Below are 21076 nucleotides of genomic sequence, written 5' to 3' on the forward strand. Positions count from 1 at the left end.
AATCCGCCCTGCGCCCGGCCGATAGCGTTAGCGCGCAGTACGCGACGCGAACAGGGATGAGGAGCGTCTGGCTTGAACACGCCGTTCTGGGGTCGGGTCCGCACGCGGGCCGCCGGACCGCGGAGGTGAGCCGCCGGTATGAACACACCCGCGTGGGCGCCCGCCGGTCTCCCGGCACGTGAGTACCTGCTGGTCCTGCTCACCGCCGCGGCGGTGACGTTCCTGCTCACCGGCCTGGTCCGGCTGCTCGCGATCCGGGTGGGCGCGGTCGCCTACCCGCGGCAGCGCGACGTGCACGTCAAGCCGATCCCGCGGATGGGCGGCGTGGCGATGTACGGCGGCGTGCTCGCGGCGATGTTCCTGGCGAACAACCTGCCCGCGCTCTCGCGGGGCTTCGACTACTCCAACGACGCGCTCGCGGTGGTCGCCGCCGGCGGGCTGATCGTGCTCGTCGGCGCGCTGGACGACCGGTTCGAGCTGGACTCGCTGACCAAGCTGGCCGGGCAGGTCACCGCGGCGGGGATCCTGGTGCTGATGGGCGTCCAGTGGTTCATCGTCGGGGTGCCGTGGGGTGGCAGCGAGGGCGAGCTGGGGACGTTCGTCATGCTCGGCACCAACCAGGGCCAGCTGCTGACCGTGCTGCTCATCGTGGCGATGGTGAACGCGATGAACTTCGTCGACGGCCTCGACGGGCTCGCCTCCGGGATCGGGCTGATCGCGGCCAGCGCCACCTGCCTGTTCTGCCTCGGCCTGCTCGACCGGCACGGCGGCGACGTCACCGCCTACCCGCCCGCGCTGATCGCGGCGACCATCGCGGGCGCCTGCCTGGGCTTCCTGCCGTACAACTTCCAGCCCGCCAAGATCTTCATGGGCGACTCGGGCTCGATGCTGATCGGCCTGATGCTGGCCACCGCCAGCACCACCGCGTCCGGCAAGCTCGACCTGTCTAGCAGCGAGCTGCAGGACACCGTCGCGCTGCTCTCGCCGCTGCTGGTGGTCGCGGCTGTGTTGTTCGTCCCACTTCTGGACCTGATCCTCGCGGTGGTCCGGCGCACCCGCGCGGGCAAGAGCCCGTTCCACGCGGACAAGATGCACCTGCACCACAGGCTGCTGGAAATCGGGCACTCCCAGCGCCGCGCGGTGCTGCTGATCTACCTGTGGGCGACCGTGATCGCCTTCGGCGCGGTGTCGCTGACCATGTTCAACGCGGCGGTCGTCGCCTGGGTCATCGGCCTCGGGGTGCTGGTGGCGGCTATCATCTCGGTGATTCCCAGGATGCGGGCGAGAGCCGAACGAGAGAGCCGATGAGCGAAGCGAACCCCTCCGAGACCGCCACCGGGACCGCCGCGGAGAACCCGCACGCGGAATCGGTGCAGCGGCTCGCCGCCGCCATGCTGCGCACCGCCGTTCTCCCGGGTGCGGTCACGGTCGCGCTCGGCGCGGTCGTCGCGACCGTGCTGGTCGGGGTGACCGGCCTGGTCGGCGCGCTGATCGGTGGTGTGGTCGCCTTCGCGTCCTCGCTGCTCACGATCTGGCTGATGCGCACGACCGGGGGCATGAACCCGATGTTCGTGATGGTCGCGGCGCTCGGCGGCTACATCGGCAAGATGGTCGTGCTGCTCGTCGTGATGACCCTGCTCGGCGGGATCGAGGCGATCCACCGCGAGTCCCTGGCCTTCACCATGCTGGCCACCATCCTGGTGTGGGCCGGTGCCGAGGTCGTCGCGTTCAAGAAGACCAAGATTCCTACCATCGTGCCCGGCGGTTAGCGCAACGGCGCGACCACGCACTGCGCTGGATGGGCGGTGTGTAGGACGCCTAGTTACCCCTTGGTATTGTCCGCCGCGAGAACGCCAATCCCGGCGATGCGGGCGGAGCGGTGCCATGGGGCGCTGGACCGCGCCACAGGGTGGGGTCCTCGATGTGCCCGAGGGTGTATCGGGTACGTTAAGTGCAAATCGTGACGATTCCCCCGGCGGTGTGAACACCGACCGGGAGAACCGGAAGGAGCCCAGTTGGGCGCGCTGGTGCTGGCCGAGGGCGGAGTGTTCCAACCGCCAGGGGCCGATAGTTTTGAACTTCCGCCGCTGTTCGGCGTGGTGACCAAGCCAATGCTGCTGGTCGTGCTGTCGGCAGTGATCGTCGGCGCGTACTTCGTGATCGCGACCCGCAACCTCAAGGTGGTGCCGGGCAAGGGTCAGTTCGTGGCGGAGTCGATCTACGACTTCAGCCGGAACAAGATCGCCCGGGAGCAGATCGGGGCGAAGGACTTCCGCCCGTTCGTGCCGCTGATCTTCGCGTTGTTCACGTTCATCCTGGTGAACAACATCTACGGGATCATCCCGCTGATCCAGTTCCCCACGATGTCGCGGATCGGGTTCCCGATCGCCCTGTTCCTCGTGGCGTACCTGGTCATCCACACCGTCGGCTTCAAGCGGCACGGCTTCCTCGGCTACCTCAAGCACGTCATGTTCCCGCCCGGGGTCCCGAAGCCGATCTACATCCTGCTCTCGCCGATCGAGTTCTTCCAGAAGTTCATCGCGCAGCCGGTCGCGCTGGCGGTCCGAGTCTTCGCCGCGATGTTCGCGGGGCACCTCATCCTGCTGGTGTTCACCATCGGCGGACAGTTCCTGCTCCTGGAGGCGAGCGCGGCGCTCAAGCCGGTGTCGGTCGTCGCCTTCGCCTTCGCCATTGCCTTGACGTTTGTCGAGGCCTTGATCCAGGTGCTTCAGGCATACATCTTCGCGCTGCTGGTCGCCAACTTCATCGGCGCGGCGATGGCCGAAGAGCACTGAGTCAGACCAAGACCTCCGATCCGCTGAAGCGGACCGAGTTGAAAGGTAGTGAAAGTGAGCAACATCGTTCTCGCGCAGGCCGCCGAAGCCGCGGGCAGCATCAACCCGGGTCTCGCCGCGATCGGGTACGGCCTCGGCGCCGTCGGCCCGGGCATCGGCGTCGGCCTGATCTGGGCCGCGGTCATCAACGGCACCGCGCGCCAGCCGGAGGCCCAGGGCCAGCTCCAGGGCATCGCCTGGATCTCGTTCGTTCTGGTCGAGGTGCTCGCGCTGATCGGTCTGGTCGTCTACTTCATCGCCGCCGGTTCCTGATCAGCCGCTCGACGCGTAGGGAGACGTTGTGGTGAAGACGCAGATGCTGCTGGCTGCGGAGGGTGGGCACAACCCCATCATCCCGGAGCCGGTGGAGATCGTTGTCGGCCTGATCGCCTTCCTGCTCCTGCTGTTCGTGCTCTGGAAGTACGCGGTCCCGCGCTTCGAGAAGGTCTACGCCGAGCGCAGCGAGCGGATCGAGGGCGGCATCGCCAAGGCCGAGGCCGCGCAGGCCGAGGCGCAGCGCACGCTGGAGCAGTACAAGTCGCAGCTGGCCGAGGCCAGGGCGGAGGCGGCTCGGATCCGCGACGACGCCCGCGCCGAGGGGCAGCAGATCGTGGAGGAGATGCGGACCCAGGCGCAGGCCGAGTCCGAGCGGATCGTGGCCGCCGGCCAGTCCGCGCTGGCCGCGCAGCGGGCGCAGATCGTCGCCGAGCTGCGTGCCGACCTGGGTCGGCAGGCCGTGGACCTGGCCAGCCGGGTGGTCGGCGAGTCGCTGGAGGACGAGGCCCGTCGCCGCGGCACCGTCGACCGGTTCCTCGAGGAGCTGGAGGCCACCTCGGCTCCGGCGTCCAAGGCCTGACGAGTGAAAGGCGCTGAGAGTTGAGCACCCTCGTGAACGCCGCGAGCCGGGACGCACTGGCAGCCGTCGAGCTCCAGCTGCTGCAGGCCACTGACGGGGCCGGGGCCGCGGAGATCACCGGGCTCGCCGACGAGCTGTTCGGCGTCGCCGCGCTGCTGGGCCGCGAGTCCACGCTGCGGCGGGCGCTCGCCGACGCCTCCACCGACCCGCGGTCCAGGGAGGACCTGGCCCGCGGGCTCCTGGCGGACAAGCTCGGTGCCCGGGCGCTGCCGGTCGTGGTCGAGGCGGTCCGGGCTCGCTGGTCGAGCGCCAAGGACCTGATCGGCGGCCTCGAACGGATGGCCCGCACCGCGCTGCTGGTGCAGGCCGAGCGGGCGGGCCGGCTGGACGCGGTGGAGGACGAGCTGTTCCGCCTCGGCCGCATCATCGGCGGTCAGGTCGACCTGGAACGGCTGCTGTCGGACCCGACCACCGGCGCCGAGGGCAAGTCGGCCGTGGTCGACCAGCTGGTCGGCGGCAAGGTCGAGCAGGTCACCCAGAGCCTGGTCCGCCAGCTCGTCGCGCACCCGCACGGGCGCGTCAGCGAAGGGCTGGAAGAGCTGGCCGAGCTGTCGGCCAAGCGCCGGGAGCGGTCGGTGGCCCACGTCCGGTCCGCCATGCCGCTCAGCGACGAGCAGCAGCAGCGGCTGTCGAACACGTTGCAGCGGATCTACTCCCGCCCGATCGCGATCCACCTGGAGGTGGACCCCGAGGTCGGCGGTGGGCTGCTGATCCGCATCGGTGACGAGATCATCGACGGTACGACCGCGGGACGCCTGCAGTCCCTGCGACGCGACCTGGCCGACTAGGGCCGCCCGGGACGGCGCGAGCCCGAACACGAACTCCCTTCCAAGAACGAACCGAGAGCAGGAACGAGACATGGCGGAGCTGACGATCTCGTCGGACGAGATCCGCAGTGCGATCGAGAAGTACGTCTCCAGCTACTCCCCGGAGGTCAGCCGCGAGGAGGTCGGAGTCGTCACCGATACCGGTGACGGCATCGCCCATGTCGAGGGCCTGCCTTCGGTCATGACCGAGGAGCTGCTGGAGTTCCCCGGCGGCATCTACGGCGTCGCGATGAACCTTGAGGCTCAGGAGATCGGTGCGGTCATCCTGGGTGAGTCGGACAAGATCGAGGAGGGCCAGGAGGTCCGCCGGACCGGCAAGGTGCTGTCGGTGCCGGTGGGCGAGGGCTTCCTCGGCCGCGTGGTCAACCCGCTCGGCGAGCCGATCGACGGCCTCGGCGACATCGCCGCCGAGGAGAACCGCGCGCTGGAGCTGCAGGCCGCCACGGTCGTGCAGCGCCAGGGCGTCAGCGAGCCGCTGCAGACCGGCATCAAGGCCATCGACTCGATGACGCCGATCGGCCGCGGTCAGCGGCAGCTGATCATCGGCGACCGCAAGACCGGCAAGACCACGGTCGCGGTCGACGCGATCATCAACCAGAAGAGCAACTGGGACAGCGGCGACCCGACCCAGCAGGTCCGCTGCATCTACGTCGCGATCGGCCAGAAGGGCTCGACGATCGCGGGTGTGAAGCGGTCGCTGGAAGAGGCCGGCGCGATGGACTACACCACCATCGTCGCCGCCCCCGCCTCGGACTCGCCGGGTCTGAAGTGGCTGGCTCCGTACGCCGGCTCGGCCATCGGCCAGCACTGGATGTACCAGGGCAAGCACGTCCTGATCATCTTCGACGACCTCACCAAGCAGGCCGAGGCCTACCGCGCGATCTCGCTGCTGCTGCGCCGCCCGCCGGGCCGCGAGGCGTACCCGGGTGACGTCTTCTACCTGCACTCGCGCCTGCTGGAGCGCTGCGCGAAGCTCTCCGACGAGCTGGGCGCAGGCTCGATGACCGGTCTGCCGATCATCGAGACCAAGGCCAACGACGTGTCGGCCTACATCCCGACCAACGTCATCTCGATCACCGACGGCCAGTGCTTCCTGCAGTCGGACCTGTTCAACTCGGGTCAGCGCCCGGCCATCGACGTCGGTATCTCGGTGTCCCGCGTCGGTGGTTCCGCGCAGATCAACGCGATGCGCAAGGTCGTGGGTTCGCTCAAGATCGACCTGGCGCAGTTCCGCGAGCTGGAGGCGTTCTCCGCCTTCGCCTCGGACCTCGACGCCGCGTCGAAGGCTCAGCTGGAGCGCGGTGCGCGCCTGATGGAGCTGCTCAAGCAGGGCCAGGGCGAGCCGCTGCCGGTCGAGGACGAGGTCGTGTCGCTGTTCCTGGGCACCCAGGGCCACGTCGACTCGGTCCCGACCGAGGACATCCGCCGCTTCGAGTCGGAGTTCCTGGCCTACCTGCGCCGCACCCACGACAGCGTCCTCAAGGACATCGTGGAGAGCAAGAAGTTCTCGGACGACGGCAAGAAGATCGTCGTCGACGCGGTCGAGGAGTTCAAGAAGCAGTTCACCACCTCGGACGGGTCCTCGGCCGCGCCGAGCGAGCCGGACGCCGAGGCGCTGGCCGCCGACGAGGTCGGGCAGGAGACCGTGAAGGTCAACCGCCCGGAACCGAAGAAGTGACCGGGTAGCCATGGCTCAACTGCGAGAACTACGAGACCGGATCCGGTCGGTCAAGTCGATCCGGAAGATCACGAAGGCGCAGGAGCTCATCGCGACCTCCCGCATCAAGAAGGCGCAGGCCAGGGTCGAGGCGTCGCGTCCGTACGCGGACGAGATCACCAAGGCCCTGTCCGAGCTGGCCGGTGCGAGCACGCTCGACCACCCGCTGCTGACCGAGCGCAGCAACCCCAAGCGGGCGGGCGTGCTGGTCGTGACCAGCGACGGCGGCTTCTGCGGCGGCTACAACGCCAACGTCCTCCGCGCCGCGGAGGAGCTGCAGAGCCTGCTGCGCGAGCAGGGCAAGACCCCGGTGCTCTACGTCATCGGCCGCAAGGGCGAGGCGTACTACCGGTTCCGCGGGCGCGACATCGCGGCCAGCTGGACCGGCTTCACCGACAACCCCTCCTACACCCACGCCGCCGACGTCGGCGAGACCCTGGTCAAGGCATTCCTGGCGGGCGCCGACGACTACCTCGACGACGGCGGCGCGGACGGTACGCTGGGGGTGGATGAGCTGCACCTGGTGCACACCGAGTTCGTCTCCATGATCACCCAGAAGCCCAAGGTCACGCGGGTGGCACCGCTGGAGGTGGAGTACTCGGAGGAGCCTCGGCAGACCCTGCGGTCGGTTTACGAGTTCGAGCCGGACGCGGAGACCCTGTTCAAGGCCCTGTTGCCGAAGTACATCAACACCCGCCTGTTCGCCGGGCTGCTGGACGCGGCGGCGTCCGTGCACGCGGCCCGCCGGACGGCCATGAAGTCGGCCACGGACAACGCGGACGAGATCATCCGCGTGCTCAGCCGTGAGGCCAACCAGGCTCGCCAGGCCCAGATCACCCAGGAAATCAGCGAGATCGTCGGTGGTGTCGAGGCGCTCTCGTCAGCAGGAAGTGAGTGACATGACTGCTACTGCCACTAGCACTGCTACTGGCACCGGCCGCGTCGTCCGGGTCCTCGGCCCGGTCGTGGACGTGGAGTTCCCGCGGGATTCGGTGCCTGACCTCTTCAACGCGCTCACCGTGGACATCACCGCGGAGGGCATGGCGAAGACGCTGACGCTGGAGGTCGCCCAGCACCTGGGTGACAGCGTCGTGCGCACGATCTCCATGCAGCCGACGCAGGGCCTGGTCCGCGGCGTGACGGTGACCGACTCCGGTGCCGGCATCTCGGTTCCGGTCGGTGACGTCGTCAAGGGCCACGTGTTCAACGCGCTGGGCCACTGCCTCGACGAGCCGGGCTACGGCTCGGACGCCGAGCGCTGGTCCATCCACCGCAAGGCGCCCGCCTTCGACCAGCTCGAGGGCAAGACCGAGATGCTGGAGACCGGCATCAAGGTGATCGACCTGCTCACCCCGTACGTGCAGGGTGGCAAGATCGGTCTGTTCGGCGGTGCCGGTGTCGGCAAGACGGTGCTGATCCAGGAGATGATCCGCCGGGTCGCCAAGAACTTCGGTGGTACCTCGGTGTTCGCCGGTGTCGGTGAGCGCACCCGTGAGGGCAACGACCTCTGGGTCGAGATGGCGGAGTCCGGCGTGCTCGCCGACACCGCGCTGGTCTTCGGCCAGATGGACGAGCCCCCGGGCACCCGTATGCGGGTCGCGCTGTCCGCGCTGACGATGGCGGAGTACTTCCGCGACGTCCAGAACCAGGACGTGCTGCTGTTCATCGACAACATCTTCCGGTTCACCCAGGCCGGCCAGGAGGTCTCGACCCTGCTGGGCCGGATGCCCTCCGCGGTGGGTTACCAGCCGACGCTGGCCGACGAGATGGGTGAGCTGCAGGAGCGGATCACCTCGACCCGGGGTCGTTCGATCACCTCGATGCAGGCGATCTACGTTCCCGCGGACGACTACACCGACCCGGCCCCGGCGACGACCTTCGCCCACCTGGACGCGACGACGGAGCTCTCCCGTCCGATCTCCCAGAAGGGCATCTACCCGGCGGTGGACCCGCTGTCGTCCAGCTCCACCATCCTCGACCCGGCGATCGTCGGCGAGGAGCACTACCGGGTGGCGCAGGAGGTCAAGCGGATCCTGCAGAAGTACAAGGAACTGCAGGACATCATCGCCATCCTCGGTATGGACGAACTGTCCGAAGAGGACAAGGTGACGGTGTCGCGGGCGCGGCGCATCGAGCGCTACCTGTCGCAGAACTTCTTCGTGGCCAAGCAGTTCACCGGCCAGGAGGGCTCCTTCGTCCCGCTGAAGGAGACCATCGAGGCGTTCGACAAGCTCTGCAAGGGCGACTTCGACCACTACCCGGAGCAGGCGTTCCTGTCCATCGGTGGTCTCGACGACCTGGAGCAGGCGTACAAGAAGCTCACCGAGCAGTGAGCGACGGGCAGTGCCCGCGGTCGCGGACCGCGGGCACTGCCGCTCGCGCGGGTCGGGGTCCAGCGGTGGGCCCCGGCCCTTTTTCGGCACGGTGGTGCGGGACTTCGGGCCCGGCCACTCACGTTCGCCCGGCAGGCATTGGCTAGACTGCGGGCACACACCCGACAAAGGAGACGCACGTGGCCAACATGTCCGTCCAATTGGTCGCTGTCGAGCGCCGCCTGTGGTCTGGTGAGGCGACCGCCGTGGTGGCGCAGACCACCGAGGGCGAGATCGGCATCCTGCCCGGACACGAGCCGCTGCTCGGCCAGCTGATCGAGGGTGGCGTCGTCAAGATCACGACGACCGACTCCGAGATCGTGACCGCGGCCGTTCACGGCGGGTTCCTGTCGGTCACCGCCGACACCGTCAGCGTGCTCGCGGAGTCCGCGGAGCTGGCGCACGAGATCGACGTCGCGCAGGCGCAGGAGGATGCCAAGCGCGGTGATGAGCAGGCCAGGGCACGGGCCCTGAGCCGACTTCGGGCGGCCGGACACACGTCCTGACGGGCCGCCGCGCATGGGCTCCCCGGTCGTGTGGTTCGCAGTCGTCGTAGGGCTGCTGCTGGCGGTGGCCCTGGGCGTTGCCGCGCTCGCGTGGCGACGGGTGCGGGAGCTGCGCGCCGGGGGCATCGACGTCGCGCTGCGCACCAGGAGGGACGACCGGGGCCGGGGCTGGCACCTGGGGGTCGGCCACTACCGGGGCGAGGAGTTCGTCTGGTACCGGGTGCTGAGCCTGCGGTCGGGGCCGAACTGGGTGCTCAACCGCAACGAGGTGGAGATCGCGAACCGGCGCAAGCCCTCGTCCGCCGAGGTGTACGCGATGCCGCACGGCGCGACGGTGCTGGATCTGACCGGCCTGGAGCCGGATCTCGAACTCGCGATGGGGGCCGACGCGCTCACCGGGTTCCTGTCGTGGTTGGAGTCGGCGCCGCCGGGGCGTTCGGTGCCGTGGGCGTCGTGAGGTTCAGCAGGGTCCGTTCGGGCCCTGCTTTTTTGTTGCGCCGAACCGGGCGGTGAGGTCGGCGCAGATGTCTTCGAGGAGCCGCAGGCACACCGAGGTCAGCGGTGCGTGCCGCGTGCTGGCGGGCACGACGGCGTGGATGCGGCGGAAGAGCTCGGGTTCGGCGAGCGGGCGGTGCACGGTTCCGGCGGTTCCGCTGATCGCGAGCCGGGGGATGAACGAGACCGCGACCCCGGCGGAGACGACGGCTTCGGCGACGGCGTAGGACTCGGACTCGAACGGGGCGGTCGGCAGGAAGCCCTGTGCGCGGGTCGTGCGCTCCAGCTGCGCGCGGTTGGGCAGGTCCGGAGGGGCGCAGGCCCAGGCGTCGGTGGCGAAGTCGCCCAGCCGCGGCCGGGGCCGGTCCGCGAGCGGGTGGCCGGTCGGCAGGACGGCGTGGATCGGGTCGTCGATCAGCGGGATCAACCGGACTCCGGCGGGCGGTTCGAGCGGGATGCCGTACTCGCCGACGAGCGCGACGTCGAGCTCGTGCTCGGCGACCAGCGCCAGGCCCTCGACCGGGCCGAGGTCGACGACCGAGAGCTCGGCTTCGGGATGGCGGTGCCGGAGGGCCGCCAGGACCTCCGGGAGCAGGGCGAGTCCGGCGGTGGGGAAGGCGCCGAGCCGGAGGCGGTCGCGGTGCTGGTCGAGGTAGTCGGCGGTGTCGTCGGCCGCGCGCCGGAGGGCGTCGGCGATGCGCTCGGCGTGGTCGGCGAGGCGCTGGCCGAGCGGCGTGAGCCGGGCGCCGTGCGGCCGGCGGTCGAGGAGCTGGGCGCCGGCCTCGGCTTCGAGGCGGGCGAGCTGCTGCGAGACCGCGGGCGGAGTGCGGCCGAGGTGCTCGGCGGCGCGGGTGACGCTGCCCTGGTCGCGGACCGCGAGGAGCACGAGCAGACGAGCGGGGTCCATGAAGCTCCACTTTAGGCTTCCCAAGGCTGCGTAAATGGAAGTGAAGGGCTACCCGGGCGAGACTGGACAGGTGATTGACCAGCACCTGTTCACCATCGAGCCAGAACCGATCGACAGCCCCGACGCCGGGCACGTCCTCGGCCAGTACGTCGCGGAGCTGGAGGAGCGCTTCGGCACAACCTTCGACACCAGCCGCGCGGCCCCGCCCGCGCCGGGCGACTTCGTGCCGCCGGTGGGCGTCTTCCTGGTGGTCCGTGTCGATGGCCGGGCGCTGGGCTGCGGCGCGCTGCGCACCGAGGGCGACGGAGTGGGCGAGATCCGCCGGATGTGGATCTCGGGCGAGCTGCGTGGAAAGGGCGCGGGCCGCGCGCTGCTGGCGGAGCTGGAGCGGCGGGCCGGGGAGCTGGGCTGCACCAGGATCAGGCTGGACACCGCGGCGGAGCTGCACGAGGCCCGGCGGCTGTACGAGTCGGCGGGCTATGCCGAGATCCCGGCCTACAACGACAACCAGTACGCCAAGCACTGGTTCGAGAAGTTCATCGCCTAGGCACGGTTATCTAGGCTGCGCACGTGCGCATCGAAATCGTCGACTACGAACACCCCGACGCGAAGCGACTGATCGACGAGCTCCAGCAGATCTACGTCGACCGCTACGGCGACGAGGACATCACGCCGGTCGACCCGGCCCAGTTCGAGCCCCCGTCGGGGTTGTTCCTGCTCGGCTACATCGACGGCAGAGCGGTGGCCTCCGGAGGCTGGCGCAAGCAGGACTCGGAGGAACTGGGCTTCCGCCCCGGCGACGTCGAGCTCAAGCGGATGTACATCGTGCCGGACATGCAGGGCCGAGGACTGGCCCGAAGGATGCTCGCGGAACTGGAGCGCACGGCCGCCGAGGCAGGAGGGAAACGGATGGTGCTGGAGACCGGCACGCGGCAGCCGGAGGCGATCGCACTGTACGAGTCGTCGGGCTACAGCGAGATCCAGAAGTTCGGCGTATACCGCGACGACCCGCTCAGCAGGTGTTTTGGGAAAGAGATCTAGGGCCTGCGCGAACAACAACGCCCCAACGCGCCCAGCAAATGCCCCCACCTACAAGGGCGGGGTTTGGTTCTCATCCCGTCGACCTGGCGCCAGCCCGATCAGACCGTGTCAAGGGGGCACACAAAGCAAAACCGCAGCGCCCAAGCAAAACGGCCCCCTTGACGCGGTCTGATAGCCCTTGTGGAGGTCGACGGGATGAGAACCACCCCAACCGAACCGCAGCGAACCGCGGAGACTCATCCCGGAGACCTGCCGGGGGTCCGGGGTCGGCGAGAGCCCCGGAAACCACCCACAAACCGCAGCCGAACGGCCAACCCACTCCGGCCCCCAACCGCCAAACCCCCCAACCCCCTCACCCATTCCCACCCGGCTCCCAGAGCACATCCCCCCCGGGATTAGCCACCCGAGCCAAGATGAAAAGCAGGTCCGAAAGCCGGTTCAGGTACTTCGCGGGCAGCACCGAGCTGCGCTCGGGATCGGCCTCCATCAGCCCCCACGCCGCCCGCTCGGCCCTCCGGACCACGCAGCGCGCCTGGTGCAGCAGGGCTCCGGCGGGCGTGCCGCCGGGCAGGATGAACGAGTTGAGCTTGCTCAGCCGCTCGTTGTAGGCGTCGCACCAGCCTTCCAGCCGGTCGACGTAGCTCTCGGTGATGCGCAGCGGCGGGTACTTCGGGGCTTCGGCGACCGGGGTGGACAGGTCCGCGCCCACGTCGAACAGGTCGTTCTGGACCTTGCGCAGGACCTCGGCGATGTCGGGCGCGAGGTCGGTGGTGGCCAGCGCGACGCCGATCACCGAGTTCGCCTCGTCGACCTCGGCGTAGGCGATCAGGCGCGGATCGGTCTTGCTGACCAGCGAGTTGTCGGACAGCCGGGTCTTCCCGCCGTCGCCGGCCCGGGTGTAGATCTTGGTCAGGTGCACAGCCATGCCCACAGCCTAGGCGCGATCGGGCAGCCAGCTGAGGCTTCCGCCGTGGCCCTCGGCGTACCCGAGGAGCCGGTCGTCGAGGGTGATGGCGTAGTGCCTGCCCGGGTTCACATCGGCAGGGAGCTGCTCGGCGACTTCGGGGAACGCGTTCGCGCTGTCGAGTCCGATCCGGTGCGCGCCGAGCGCTCGGACCTGTTCGCGGAAGCGTTCGCGGTCCCGTTTGCCGAGGTAGGCGAGGGTGGCGCTGTGGATGACGACCGGCGTGAGGCCGTCCGGCGCTTGGCGCACGAGGTCGGGCAGGTCGCCGAGGATGTCGCCCGGTTCGACGCGCGGGCGCACGCGCTGCGCGGTGGCGAGGGCGCTGCGCAGGTCGCGGACGCGGTGGTCGTGCTCGGGCCAGATCAGGCACTCCAGCCACCGCCTGTTGTCCGCATCGCCCGGGTCGAGCGGGTTGAGGTCGAGCCCGGCCCGCCAGCCCACCTCGGGGATCCGCTCCGGCAGCGGCACCGGGCCCTCGACCGAGCAGGTCAGCGTGAGGTCGGCGTCCGCAGGGCCGACGTGGTGGTCGATGCCGTCGCCGACGTAGTGGTAGCGCCAGGCGTCGAAGAGCAGGCACAGGCCCGCGCTGGCGCCGGCCTCGACCACCGCCAGCGGGCCCTCGATCGCGGCGAGCGCGGGCAGCAGCACCGCGCAGCGCGCGACCTCGTTGGTCTGCGTGCGCCTGGCCCGCATCTCGTCGAGGACCAGCGGCTCGTTCTCGTGCATCCACGCCAGGGCGTCCGCGGGCCGGTCCACCGGGACGCCGTGCAAGCGCAGCACGCCGAACAGCAGGTTCGGCTGCCGCTTGGCCGCGGGCAGGCGGGCGAGCATCGCGAGCGCGGGCTCGTCCCGGCTGACCGCCATCGCCAGGTCCTCGTACACCGCGGAGGTCCCGTGCGCCTCGGTCCGCGCGAACCGCTCGTAGCGTTCGCGGATCTGCTGCGTCACGTCGTTGATCGTGTGGCGGTGGCCCGCGGCGGTCAACCACCCGCCCCGAGGCGGTACCCGGACTGGCCGTAACCTGGCTGCTCGTGAGTGAGCACTTCCGTGTACACGGCGGCGCGCGGCTGGTCGGCGAGGTCGACGTGGTCGGTGCGAAGAACAGCGTGCTGAAGCTGATGGCGGCGGCGCTGCTGGCAGAGGGCACGACGACGATCACGAACTGCCCGGAGATCCTGGACGTCCCGTTGATGGGCGACGTGCTGCGCAGCCTCGGCTGCGAGGTCGTGATCGACGGCGGGACCGCCAGCATCACCACCCCGGCCGAGATCAGCCACGAGGCGGTGTCGCCGTCGATGGGCAAGCTGCGGGCGTCGGTGTGCGTGCTCGGGCCGCTGGTGGCGCGGTGCCGCCGCGCGGTGGTGACGCTGCCGGGCGGGGACGCGATCGGCTCCCGCCCGCTGGACATGCACCAGAACGGCCTGCGCCAGCTCGGCGCGAGCAGCCACATCGAGCACGGCGCGGTGGTGGCCGAGGCGGAGAACCTGCGCGGCGCGCAGATCTGGCTGGACTTCCCCAGCGTGGGCGCGACCGAGAACATCCTGATGGCCTCGGTGCTGGCCGAGGGCACCACGGTGATCGACAACGCCGCCCGCGAGCCGGAGATCGTCGACCTGTGCGTGATGCTCCAGCAGATGGGCGCCAAGATCGAGGGCGCGGGCACCTCGACGCTGACCGTGCACGGCGTGACCTCGCTCAGGGCGGTCGAGCACCGCGTGATCGGCGACCGCATCGTGGGCGCGACCTGGGCCTTCGCCGCCGCCGCGACGCGGGGTGACATCCGCGTCGGCGGGGTCGACCCGCGGCACGTGAACCTGGTGCTGGAGAAGCTGCGCAGCGCGGGCGCGGAGGTCACCACCGACGAGCAGAGCTTCCGCGTGGTGATGGACAAGCGGCCCACGGCGGTCGACTACGTGACGCTGCCGTACCCGGGCTTCCCGACCGACCTGCAGCCGATGGCGCTGGCCCTGTCGGCGGTGGCCGACGGGACGTCGATGATCACCGAGAACCTGTTCGAGTCGCGGTTCCGGTTCATCGAGGAGCTGGTCCGGATGGGCGCGGACGCCCGCACGGACGGCCACCACGCGGTGGTGCGCGGGCTGGACCGGCTGTCGAGCGCCCCGGTGTGGGCATCGGACATTCGCGCAGGCGTGGGGCTGGTCTTGGCCGGGCTGTGCGCGGACGGGAGCACCGAGGTTTGGGATGTCTTCCATATTGACCGGGGGTATCCGAACTTCGTGGAGAACCTCCGCAGTCTGGGCGCCAGCATCGAACGCGTGAGCGCTTAGGGCCTGTTTCTGAGCTCGGTTTGCGTGGCGGTGCGGGTGGCGGAACCTCAGGCGCCGCCTCGCTCCGGAATCTTTTTCCGACGTATGTCCAATACGACGGAAAAAGCTGTCCTCGCGAGGCGACGCCTGAGAACCCGCGGCGGTGCCGGTTGCGTGCTTGGGCTAAGCGGCTTCGCCGCTTGAGGACGATGGCTGGGTTTGATGGCTGGGTTGGGGTCTTGGCCTTTGCTGCGGTCGCCTGTTCTGTTTCTTCCTCCGGTCGCGGGTTGGCGGTGGGCGGCCTACGTTCGGTGAGCCAGGGCACTCCTGTCGTTGGACGAGGAGGGCGGTCCGGTGGGGCTGGACAGGCGGAACTTCCTGCTCGGAGCCCTCGCGCTGGCCGGCGCGACGGCGTGCTCCCGGGTGCGCCTCGGGGCCGAACCCGGTGGCGGCACGCTGCTCACCAGGCTGCGGGAGCGCGGTGAGGTCCGGGTCGGGTTCGCCAACGAGTCGCCGTACGGGTTCATCAACGCGCAGGCCGAGCTGACCGGCGAGTCGCCGGAGCTGGCGAAGGTGATCTACCGCCGCCTCGGCGTCGACCGGGTGGTGCCGATCCCGTCCGAGTTCGGGGCGCTGATCTCCGGGCTGAAGGTCGGCCTGTTCGACATGATCGGCGCGGGCATGTCGGTCACCCCGACCCGCTGCCGCGAGGTGCTGTTCACCAACCCCGAGTTCATCGCACCCGCCGCTTTCCTCGTGCCCGCTGGCAATCCCCGGGGCATCCGGACCTTCGCCGACGTGGCCGCGCAGCCCGACTTCGCGCTCGGCGTGCTGATCGGCGCCGTCGAGTCCGACTACGCCGAGGCGTCCGGGATCCCGAAGGACCGGATCACGCCCTACGCCGACCAGCCCAGCGGCCTGGACGCGGTGCTCACCGGCCGCGTCGACGGGTTCGCGCTGACCACGATCTCGCTCCGGGACGCCCTGTCCAAGCGGCCAGGCGCCCCGCTGGAGGTCACGCCCGGGTTCATCCCGGTGGTCAACGGCGTCCCGCAGTACACGGCGGGCGCGTTCGCGTTCCTGCCGGACCAGCAGAACATCGTCAACGCCTTCAACGAGCAGCTCGGTGAGCTCAAGACCGCCGGTCAGCTGCTGCCGATCCTGGCGCCGTTCGGGTTCTCCCACGAGGAGATGACCACCCTGACCAGCGCCGAGATCTGCAGCACCCCGGTGTCGTGAGAGGAGGGACGCGATGCTGTCGGCGGCGCTGATCGGCAGGCTCCTGGAAGGGGCGCTGCACACGCTGTACCTGACCCTCGGCGGGGCCGCGCTGGGACTGGTGTTCGCGTTCGCCGCCGGGCTGGCGCGCGGGGCGAAGTCCCGGCTGCTGCGCGGTATCGGGTTCGTCTACATCGAGTTCTTCCGCGGTGCGGCGGTGATCGTGCTCGCCTTCTGGTTCGTCTACGCGCTGCCGTCGCTGGGCTGGCAGCTCCAGCCGCTGTGGGCCGGGATCCTGGCGCTGTCGCTCAACATCGGCGCTTACGGCGCGGAGGTCGTGCGCGGTGCGATCAGGGCGGTGCCCAGGGCGCAGGTGGAGGCGGCGATCGCGCTGAACATGACCGGGTGGCAGCGGATGCGGCGGGTCGTGCTGCCGCAGGCGTTCGTGGCGATGGTGCCGCCGTTCACCAACAACCTGGTCGAGCTGCTGAAGGCGTCCGCGGTGGTCTCGGTGGTGTCGATCCCGGAGCTGACCTTGCAGGGACAGCTCGTCCGCAACGGCACGCAGGCGTCGGCGGCCACGTTCGGCGGGCTGCTCATCGGGTACGGCCTGATCGCGCTGGTGTTCATCGGGATCATGCGGATCGTCGAGTTCCGCGCCGCGGCCTCGGTGGGCCGGCGGCCGGAGCCGGGCATCTTCACCCGGATGTGGCGGCAGGGGGCGAGGGCGTGAACTGGGACTGGAACTACGCGGCGGCGATCTTCCCGATGCTGCTGGACGGTCTGTGGGTCGCGATCCAGGCGGCCGTGCTCGGCTACCTGCTCGCGCTCGTGCTCGGCCTGGTCATCGCGCTGCTGCGGCGCAGCCGGGTGCTGTGGATCAGCGTGCCGGTGGGACTGGTGGCGGAGTTCGTCCGCAGCACCCCGCTGATCGTGCAGCTGTTCTTCCTGTTCTTCGTGCTGCCCGAGGTCGGGATCCGGATGTCGCCGCTGCTGACCGGCGTGGTCGGGCTCGGCATCCACTACGCGACCTACATCGGCGAGGTGTACCGCGCGGGCATCGACGGGGTGCCCGCCGGGCAGTGGGAGGCGGCGACCGCGCTGAACCTGCCCACCCGGCGGGTGTGGACCGACGTGATCCTGCCGCAGGCGATCCCGCGTTCCATCCCGGCGCTTGGCAACTACCTGATCGCGCTGTTCAAGGACGTGCCGCAGCTGGTGGCGATCACCGTGCTCGAACCGTTCACGGTGGCCAGGGAGGTCACCGCGGAGTCGTTCCGGCCGTTCGAGGCGATCACGCTGGCCGGGCTGCTCTACCTCGCCGTCACGCTGGTCATGTCCTACGCGGGCAGGCTGGCCGAGCGGCGGTTCGGGGAGGTGCGAACGGCATGACCTCGGAGGAGTTCATCCGGTTCGACCGGATCAGCAAGCGGTTCGGCGCGAACGTGGTGCTCGACGACCTGTCGTTCTCGGTCGGCGAGGGCAGGCGGGTGACGCTGATCGGGCCGAGCGGTTCGGGCAAGACCACCATCCTGCGGATGCTGATGACGCTGACCCGGCCGGACTCGGGGACGATCCGGGTCGCCGACGACTACCTGTTCCACGAGGAGCGGGACGGCGAGCTGGTGCCCGCGGGGGACGCGCACGTCCGGCGGGTGCGAAGCCGGATCACGATGGTCTTCCAGCAGTACAACCTGTTCCCGAACATGAAGGTGCTGCGCAACGTCACCGAGGCGCCGATCCACGTGCTCGGCCGGTCCCGGGAGGACGCCGCGGCGCGCGCGGAGGAGCTGCTGGACCTGGTCGGGCTGGGCGGCAAGCTCGACTCCTACCCGTCGCAGCTGTCCGGCGGCCAGCAGCAGCGGGTGGCCATCGCGCGGGCGCTGGCGATGGACCCGGACGTGCTGCTGCTCGACGAGATCACCTCCGCGCTGGACCCGGAGCTGGCGGCCGGGGTGCTCGACGTGCTCCGGGAGATCGCGCGGACCAGCGACATCACCATGCTCTGCGTGACGCACGCGATGAAGTTCGCCAGGGACGTCTCCGACCAGGTGCTGATGTTCGACGGCGGGAAGATCATCGAGGCGAAGCCGCCCGCCGAGCTGTTCGAGGCGCCGGAGCACGAGCGGACCCGCAGCTTCCTGCGCTCGGTGCTGGAGGAGTCATGAGCGGCCCCGGAACGCGCGGCGGTAGGCGTGCGACCACCCACCACTGGGGAACGGAGGCGCTGACCGTGAACGGCGCGTTCGCCGTGGACGCGCCTGGTCGACGACGGTGACCCGGTCACCGGGACGGGCGTGACCTCCGGCCTCGATCTGGCGCTCTACCTGCTGGAACGCGAGGTCGGGCCGCGCGTCGCGCACACCGTGGAGCAGCTGTTCGCGCACGAGCGCCGCGGTGCGGTGTGGCGCGAGGCCGGGCCGGTGCCTGCCGGGCACTGACCCGTCCACATCGGACTCAGCTGGTGCGCTCGTGCAGCAGGAGACGGGCGTAGGCGGCGAGGGACTGGGCGTCGGTCACCTCGCCGTCGGCGATCATCCGTTCGAACTGCGCGCGGGTGAACCACGCGGTCCGCATGTCCTGCTCCTCAAGCTCGCGCTCGTGCTCACCGACAGTCAGCTCGGTCGCGAGGAACACCCGCCCGCGCTGGCTGGACATGCCCGAGGCGACGTCGAGCGTCCCGAGGTCGGTCAGCTTCCCCGCGCGCAGGCCCGTCTCCTCGCGCAGCTCCCTGGCGGCGAGCTCGGCCGCGTCCACCTCCAGCCGGTCGGGCGCGGTGCCCATCGGGAACTCCCAGCGCCGCAGGCCCAGCGGGTAGCGGTACTGCTCGACCAGGTGCAGCCGGTCGCCGGCGACCGGGATGACCAGGGCGTAGTCGGGCTTGTCGATCACGCCGTAGATGCCCCGCGAACCGTCGGGGCGGCGGATCGAGTCCTCGCGAACCTTCATCCAGGCGTTGGCGTAGACCTCGCGGCTGCTCACCGTCTCCATGGGTTCCATCCTGCCCGAGCCCGGTTCCCCGGCCGAAAATGGACCGAGCCGGACGGGAGCGGGAGGACATGGGCGAGAACTGGTGGCGCAACGCCGTGATCTACCAGATCTATCCGCGCAGCTTCGCCGACTCAGACGGGGACGGCGTCGGCGATCTCGGCGGTGTGGTGTCCGGAATGGACCACCTCGCCGGGCTCGGCGTGGACGCGGTCTGGCTGACCCCGTTCTACCCGTCGCCGTGGGTCGACGGCGGTTACGACGTGTGCGACCACCGCGCCGTCGACCCGGAGCTGGGCACCCTCGCCGACTTCGACCGCCTGGTCACCGCCGCGCACGATCGCGGGATCAGGGTCCTGGTCGACATCGTCCCCAACCACACCTCCGACCGGCACCCGTGGTTCCAGCGCGCGCTCGCCGCGCCGCCGGGGTCGCCGGAGCGGGACCGCTACCTCTTCCGCTACGGCAGGGGCGACCGGCCGCCGAGCAACTGGGAGTCCCGGTTCGGCGGCCGGGCGTGGACCCGGCTGCCGGACGGGCAGTGGTACCTGCACCTGTTCTCGCCGGAGCAGCCCGACCTGAACTGGGACAACCCCGAGGTGCGGGCCGAGTTCGCCGACATCCTGCGGTTCTGGGCGCGGCGCGGAGTCGACGGGTTCCGGGTCGACGTGGCAGCGGCGCTGGTCAAGGACATGACCGAGCCGCTGCGCGACGTCGTCGGGGGCGAGGGCGCGAGCGGTCTCGACGACCTCGCGGCCAACCCCGACCACCCGTTCCTGGACCGGCCCGAGGTGCACGACATCTACCGGGAGTGGAACCGGATCTTCCACGAGTTCGATCCGCCGCGGATCGGCGTCGCCGAGGCGTGGGTGCACAACGACCGCCGCGTCCGCTACACCCGCGGCGACGAGCTCCAGCAGGCGTTCAACTTCGAGTTCCTCCGGGTGCGCTGGAACGCCGCCGAGTACCGGCGGATCATCCAGGAGTCGGTCGCGGGCGCGCGGTCGGTCGGCGCGACGGCGACCTGGGTGCTGTCCAACCACGACGTGGTCCGCCCGGTCACGACGCTCGGCCTGCCCGCCGACATCGACCCGAAGGTCTGGCTCGCCTCGCACGGCGAGAACCCGCCCGCGGACCTGGAGCTGGGCACCCGGAGGGCGCGGGCGGCGGCCCTGCTCTCGCTGGGACTGCCCGGTTCGGCGTACGTCTACCAGGGCGAGGAGCTGGGGCTTCCGGAGGTCCCGGACCTGCCGGTCGAGGTGCTGAGCGACCCGAAGTGGGAACACACCTCGCACAAGGAGAAGGGGCGCGACGGCTGCCGGGTGCCGATGCCGTGGACGCGCGACGGCGTGTCGGCGGGGTTCAGCACCGCGCCCGGGTGGCTGCCCCAGCCGTGCGGCTGGGGAGCGCGCTCGGTGCAGGCGCAGGACGGCGATCCGGGTTCGATGCTGGAGCTGTACCGGTCGGCCCTGCGGGCGCGGCGCGAGTTCGCCGAAGACGAGAGCTTCGCCTGGGACGACCGGCACAACATCGGCGACGTCCTGGCGTTCTGGCGGGGCGACGTGCTGGTGCTGGTGAACACCGGCGGCTCGGCAGTGCCGCTGCCCGCAGGCGAGGTGCTGCTGTCGAGCATCGGCCTCGGCGACGTGCTGCCCGGGGACGCCGCGGTGTGGCTTCGGGTGGGAACTTCCGCCGGGCGTTGACCGGCCGGAAGGACTGAAGCCCGCCGCGGGGAGCCATACTCGGGAGGTGAACGAGACCGTCTTCCGCCGCGCGGAGCCCGAAGAGGCGGAAGTGCTCACGGCGCTGACCCGCCGCTCCAAGGCCCACTGGGGCTATCCCCGGGAGTTCCTGGACCGCCTGCGGGAAATGCTGTCGATCAGCCCCGACGCGATCCGCGACGGCCACGTCGTGGTCGCCGAACGCGACGGCGCCGTGGCCGGTTACTACCAGCTCAGCGGCGAGCCGCCGGACGGCGAACTCGCGGACATGTTCGTCGACCCCGCCGCGATCGGCACCGGGCC

Annotated in this window: 25 protein-coding genes; 21 read left to right on the forward strand and 4 right to left on the reverse strand. The window is 70.2% G+C overall.

The features are described 5' to 3' along the window. Positions 1 to 138 precede the first annotated feature (138 nt). From ABD691_RS04755 to ABD691_RS04805, 11 genes are all read left to right on the forward strand, one after another. Positions 139 to 1308 carry a glycosyltransferase family 4 protein gene (locus ABD691_RS04755; RefSeq protein WP_344678153.1) on the forward strand — a complete coding sequence of 390 codons (1170 nt, stop codon included), beginning with the start codon at positions 139 to 141 and terminating at the stop codon, positions 1306 to 1308. After that, the gene (locus tag ABD691_RS04760) at positions 1305 to 1769 is read left to right on the forward strand and encodes a Cg1360 family ATP-synthase-associated protein (protein ID WP_344678154.1); all 465 of its coding nucleotides are present in this window, start codon (positions 1305 to 1307) and stop codon (positions 1767 to 1769) included. Before ABD691_RS04755 ends, ABD691_RS04760 begins: the two co-directional genes overlap by 4 nt. 246 nt (positions 1770 to 2015) lie before the next feature. Further along, positions 2016 to 2795 (forward strand): F0F1 ATP synthase subunit A, encoded by a 780-nt coding sequence (gene atpB, locus ABD691_RS04765; protein ID WP_344678155.1) that lies wholly within the window; start codon positions 2016 to 2018, stop codon positions 2793 to 2795. Between the two features lie 54 nt (positions 2796 to 2849). Beyond that, entirely contained in the window at positions 2850 to 3107 is a 258-nt protein-coding gene (locus ABD691_RS04770) for an ATP synthase subunit c family protein (protein ID WP_344678156.1), read from the forward strand. 31 nt (positions 3108 to 3138) lie between these two features. Beyond that, positions 3139 to 3690: a F0F1 ATP synthase subunit B gene (locus ABD691_RS04775; protein ID WP_344678157.1), complete on the forward strand. Its 552-nt coding sequence runs from the start codon at positions 3139 to 3141 to the stop codon at positions 3688 to 3690. 20 nt (positions 3691 to 3710) lie between these two features. Beyond that, positions 3711 to 4538, forward strand: coding sequence for a F0F1 ATP synthase subunit delta (locus ABD691_RS04780; RefSeq protein WP_344678158.1), 828 nt, complete (start codon positions 3711 to 3713; stop codon positions 4536 to 4538). A 70-nt stretch (positions 4539 to 4608) separates the two neighbouring features. After that, positions 4609 to 6255 (forward strand): F0F1 ATP synthase subunit alpha, encoded by a 1647-nt coding sequence (gene atpA / locus ABD691_RS04785; protein ID WP_344678159.1) that lies wholly within the window; start codon positions 4609 to 4611, stop codon positions 6253 to 6255. A 10-nt stretch (positions 6256 to 6265) separates the two neighbouring features. Continuing rightward, positions 6266 to 7192: a F0F1 ATP synthase subunit gamma gene (locus tag ABD691_RS04790; RefSeq protein WP_344678160.1), complete on the forward strand. Its 927-nt coding sequence runs from the start codon at positions 6266 to 6268 to the stop codon at positions 7190 to 7192. 1 nt (position 7193) lies between these two features. After that, complete coding sequence (atpD, locus tag ABD691_RS04795; RefSeq protein WP_344678161.1) at positions 7194 to 8627, forward strand: F0F1 ATP synthase subunit beta; 1434 nt, start codon at positions 7194 to 7196, stop codon at positions 8625 to 8627. A 179-nt stretch (positions 8628 to 8806) separates the two neighbouring features. Continuing rightward, on the forward strand, positions 8807 to 9172 hold the full coding sequence (locus ABD691_RS04800; RefSeq protein ID WP_344678162.1) for a F0F1 ATP synthase subunit epsilon: 366 nt from the start codon (positions 8807 to 8809) through the stop codon (positions 9170 to 9172). 13 nt (positions 9173 to 9185) lie between these two features. Continuing rightward, positions 9186 to 9629, forward strand: a complete 444-nt coding sequence (locus ABD691_RS04805; protein WP_344678163.1) for a DUF2550 domain-containing protein — start codon at positions 9186 to 9188, stop codon at positions 9627 to 9629. 3 nt (positions 9630 to 9632) lie between these two features. Here ABD691_RS04805 and ABD691_RS04810 read toward each other — a convergent pair whose 3' ends face one another. Continuing rightward, a complete protein-coding gene (locus ABD691_RS04810) occupies positions 9633 to 10574 on the reverse strand; it encodes a LysR family transcriptional regulator (protein WP_344678164.1) in 942 nt (313 codons plus the stop codon). A gap of 70 nt (positions 10575 to 10644) precedes the next feature. Here ABD691_RS04810 and ABD691_RS04815 point away from each other — a divergent pair, with 70 nt between their 5' ends. Then, positions 10645 to 11121, forward strand: a complete 477-nt coding sequence (locus ABD691_RS04815; RefSeq protein WP_344678165.1) for a GNAT family N-acetyltransferase — start codon at positions 10645 to 10647, stop codon at positions 11119 to 11121. A 23-nt stretch (positions 11122 to 11144) separates the two neighbouring features. Next, entirely contained in the window at positions 11145 to 11615 is a 471-nt protein-coding gene (locus tag ABD691_RS04820) for a GNAT family N-acetyltransferase (RefSeq protein WP_344678167.1), read from the forward strand. 352 nt (positions 11616 to 11967) lie between these two features. Here ABD691_RS04820 and ABD691_RS04825 read toward each other — a convergent pair whose 3' ends face one another. Beyond that, positions 11968 to 12540 carry a cob(I)yrinic acid a,c-diamide adenosyltransferase gene (locus ABD691_RS04825; protein WP_344678168.1) on the reverse strand — a complete coding sequence of 191 codons (573 nt, stop codon included), beginning with the start codon at positions 12538 to 12540 and terminating at the stop codon, positions 11968 to 11970. Positions 12541 to 12549: 9 nt separating this feature from the next. Continuing rightward, positions 12550 to 13527, reverse strand: a complete 978-nt coding sequence (locus tag ABD691_RS04830; RefSeq protein WP_344678169.1) for a DUF2332 domain-containing protein — start codon at positions 13525 to 13527, stop codon at positions 12550 to 12552. An 83-nt stretch (positions 13528 to 13610) separates the two neighbouring features. On the opposite strand from ABD691_RS04830, the gene murA reads away from it, so the two are divergent. The 6 genes from murA (at position 13611) to ABD691_RS04860 (ending at position 18505) form a co-directional block, all read left to right on the forward strand. Next, a complete protein-coding gene (gene murA, locus ABD691_RS04835) occupies positions 13611 to 14867 on the forward strand; it encodes a UDP-N-acetylglucosamine 1-carboxyvinyltransferase (protein ID WP_344678170.1) in 1257 nt (418 codons plus the stop codon). Between the two features lie 333 nt (positions 14868 to 15200). Next, positions 15201 to 16085 carry an ectoine/hydroxyectoine ABC transporter substrate-binding protein EhuB gene (ehuB, locus tag ABD691_RS04840; protein WP_344678172.1) on the forward strand — a complete coding sequence of 295 codons (885 nt, stop codon included), beginning with the start codon at positions 15201 to 15203 and terminating at the stop codon, positions 16083 to 16085. 13 nt (positions 16086 to 16098) lie between these two features. Beyond that, a complete protein-coding gene (gene ehuC / locus ABD691_RS04845) occupies positions 16099 to 16797 on the forward strand; it encodes an ectoine/hydroxyectoine ABC transporter permease subunit EhuC (protein WP_344678173.1) in 699 nt (232 codons plus the stop codon). After that, positions 16794 to 17456, forward strand: coding sequence for an ectoine/hydroxyectoine ABC transporter permease subunit EhuD (gene ehuD, locus ABD691_RS04850; protein WP_344678174.1), 663 nt, complete (start codon positions 16794 to 16796; stop codon positions 17454 to 17456). The genes ehuC and ehuD overlap by 4 nt, the downstream gene beginning before the upstream one ends. After that, a complete protein-coding gene (gene ehuA, locus ABD691_RS04855) occupies positions 17453 to 18232 on the forward strand; it encodes an ectoine/hydroxyectoine ABC transporter ATP-binding protein EhuA (RefSeq protein WP_344678176.1) in 780 nt (259 codons plus the stop codon). The genes ehuD and ehuA overlap by 4 nt, the downstream gene beginning before the upstream one ends. A 129-nt stretch (positions 18233 to 18361) precedes the next feature. Next, the gene (locus tag ABD691_RS04860) at positions 18362 to 18505 is read left to right on the forward strand and encodes a hypothetical protein (RefSeq protein ID WP_344678177.1); all 144 of its coding nucleotides are present in this window, start codon (positions 18362 to 18364) and stop codon (positions 18503 to 18505) included. 16 nt (positions 18506 to 18521) lie between these two features. On the opposite strand, the gene ABD691_RS04865 is transcribed toward ABD691_RS04860, so the two are convergent. After that, positions 18522 to 19055 carry an NUDIX domain-containing protein gene (locus ABD691_RS04865; protein ID WP_344678178.1) on the reverse strand — a complete coding sequence of 178 codons (534 nt, stop codon included), beginning with the start codon at positions 19053 to 19055 and terminating at the stop codon, positions 18522 to 18524. Positions 19056 to 19123: 68 nt separating this feature from the next. Between ABD691_RS04865 and ABD691_RS04870 the strand changes: the two genes are divergently transcribed. Next, positions 19124 to 20755: a glycoside hydrolase family 13 protein gene (locus ABD691_RS04870; RefSeq protein WP_344678451.1), complete on the forward strand. Its 1632-nt coding sequence runs from the start codon at positions 19124 to 19126 to the stop codon at positions 20753 to 20755. A gap of 46 nt (positions 20756 to 20801) precedes the next feature. After that, the coding region (locus ABD691_RS04875; RefSeq protein WP_344678179.1) for a GNAT family N-acetyltransferase at positions 20802 to 21076 on the forward strand (275 nt) is incomplete at its 3' end.

It is taken from the genome of Saccharopolyspora taberi (assembly GCF_039534165.1).
GTDB lineage: Bacteria > Actinomycetota > Actinomycetes > Mycobacteriales > Pseudonocardiaceae > Saccharopolyspora_D > Saccharopolyspora_D taberi.

What these genes read in the sequence shown, in the direction of transcription:
- ABD691_RS04755 (WP_344678153.1), top strand. Translation starts at nt 139, where the DNA reads ATGAACACACCCGCGTGGGCGCCCGCCGGTCTCCCGGCACGTGAGTAC.
- ABD691_RS04760 (WP_344678154.1), top strand. Translation starts at nt 1,305, where the DNA reads ATGAGCGAAGCGAACCCCTCCGAGACCGCCACCGGGACCGCCGCGGAG.
- atpA (WP_344678159.1), top strand. Translation starts at nt 4,609, where the DNA reads ATGGCGGAGCTGACGATCTCGTCGGACGAGATCCGCAGTGCGATCGAG.
- ABD691_RS04790 (WP_344678160.1), top strand. Translation starts at nt 6,266, where the DNA reads ATGGCTCAACTGCGAGAACTACGAGACCGGATCCGGTCGGTCAAGTCG.
- atpD (WP_344678161.1), top strand. Translation starts at nt 7,194, where the DNA reads ATGACTGCTACTGCCACTAGCACTGCTACTGGCACCGGCCGCGTCGTC.
- ABD691_RS04805 (WP_344678163.1), top strand. Translation starts at nt 9,186, where the DNA reads ATGGGCTCCCCGGTCGTGTGGTTCGCAGTCGTCGTAGGGCTGCTGCTG.
- ABD691_RS04810 (WP_344678164.1), bottom strand. Translation starts at nt 10,574, where the DNA reads ATGGACCCCGCTCGTCTGCTCGTGCTCCTCGCGGTCCGCGACCAGGGC.
- ABD691_RS04825 (WP_344678168.1), bottom strand. Translation starts at nt 12,540, where the DNA reads ATGGCTGTGCACCTGACCAAGATCTACACCCGGGCCGGCGACGGCGGG.
- ehuC (WP_344678173.1), top strand. Translation starts at nt 16,099, where the DNA reads ATGCTGTCGGCGGCGCTGATCGGCAGGCTCCTGGAAGGGGCGCTGCAC.
- ehuA (WP_344678176.1), top strand. Translation starts at nt 17,453, where the DNA reads ATGACCTCGGAGGAGTTCATCCGGTTCGACCGGATCAGCAAGCGGTTC.
- ABD691_RS04865 (WP_344678178.1), bottom strand. Translation starts at nt 19,055, where the DNA reads ATGGAGACGGTGAGCAGCCGCGAGGTCTACGCCAACGCCTGGATGAAG.
- ABD691_RS04870 (WP_344678451.1), top strand. Translation starts at nt 19,124, where the DNA reads ATGGGCGAGAACTGGTGGCGCAACGCCGTGATCTACCAGATCTATCCG.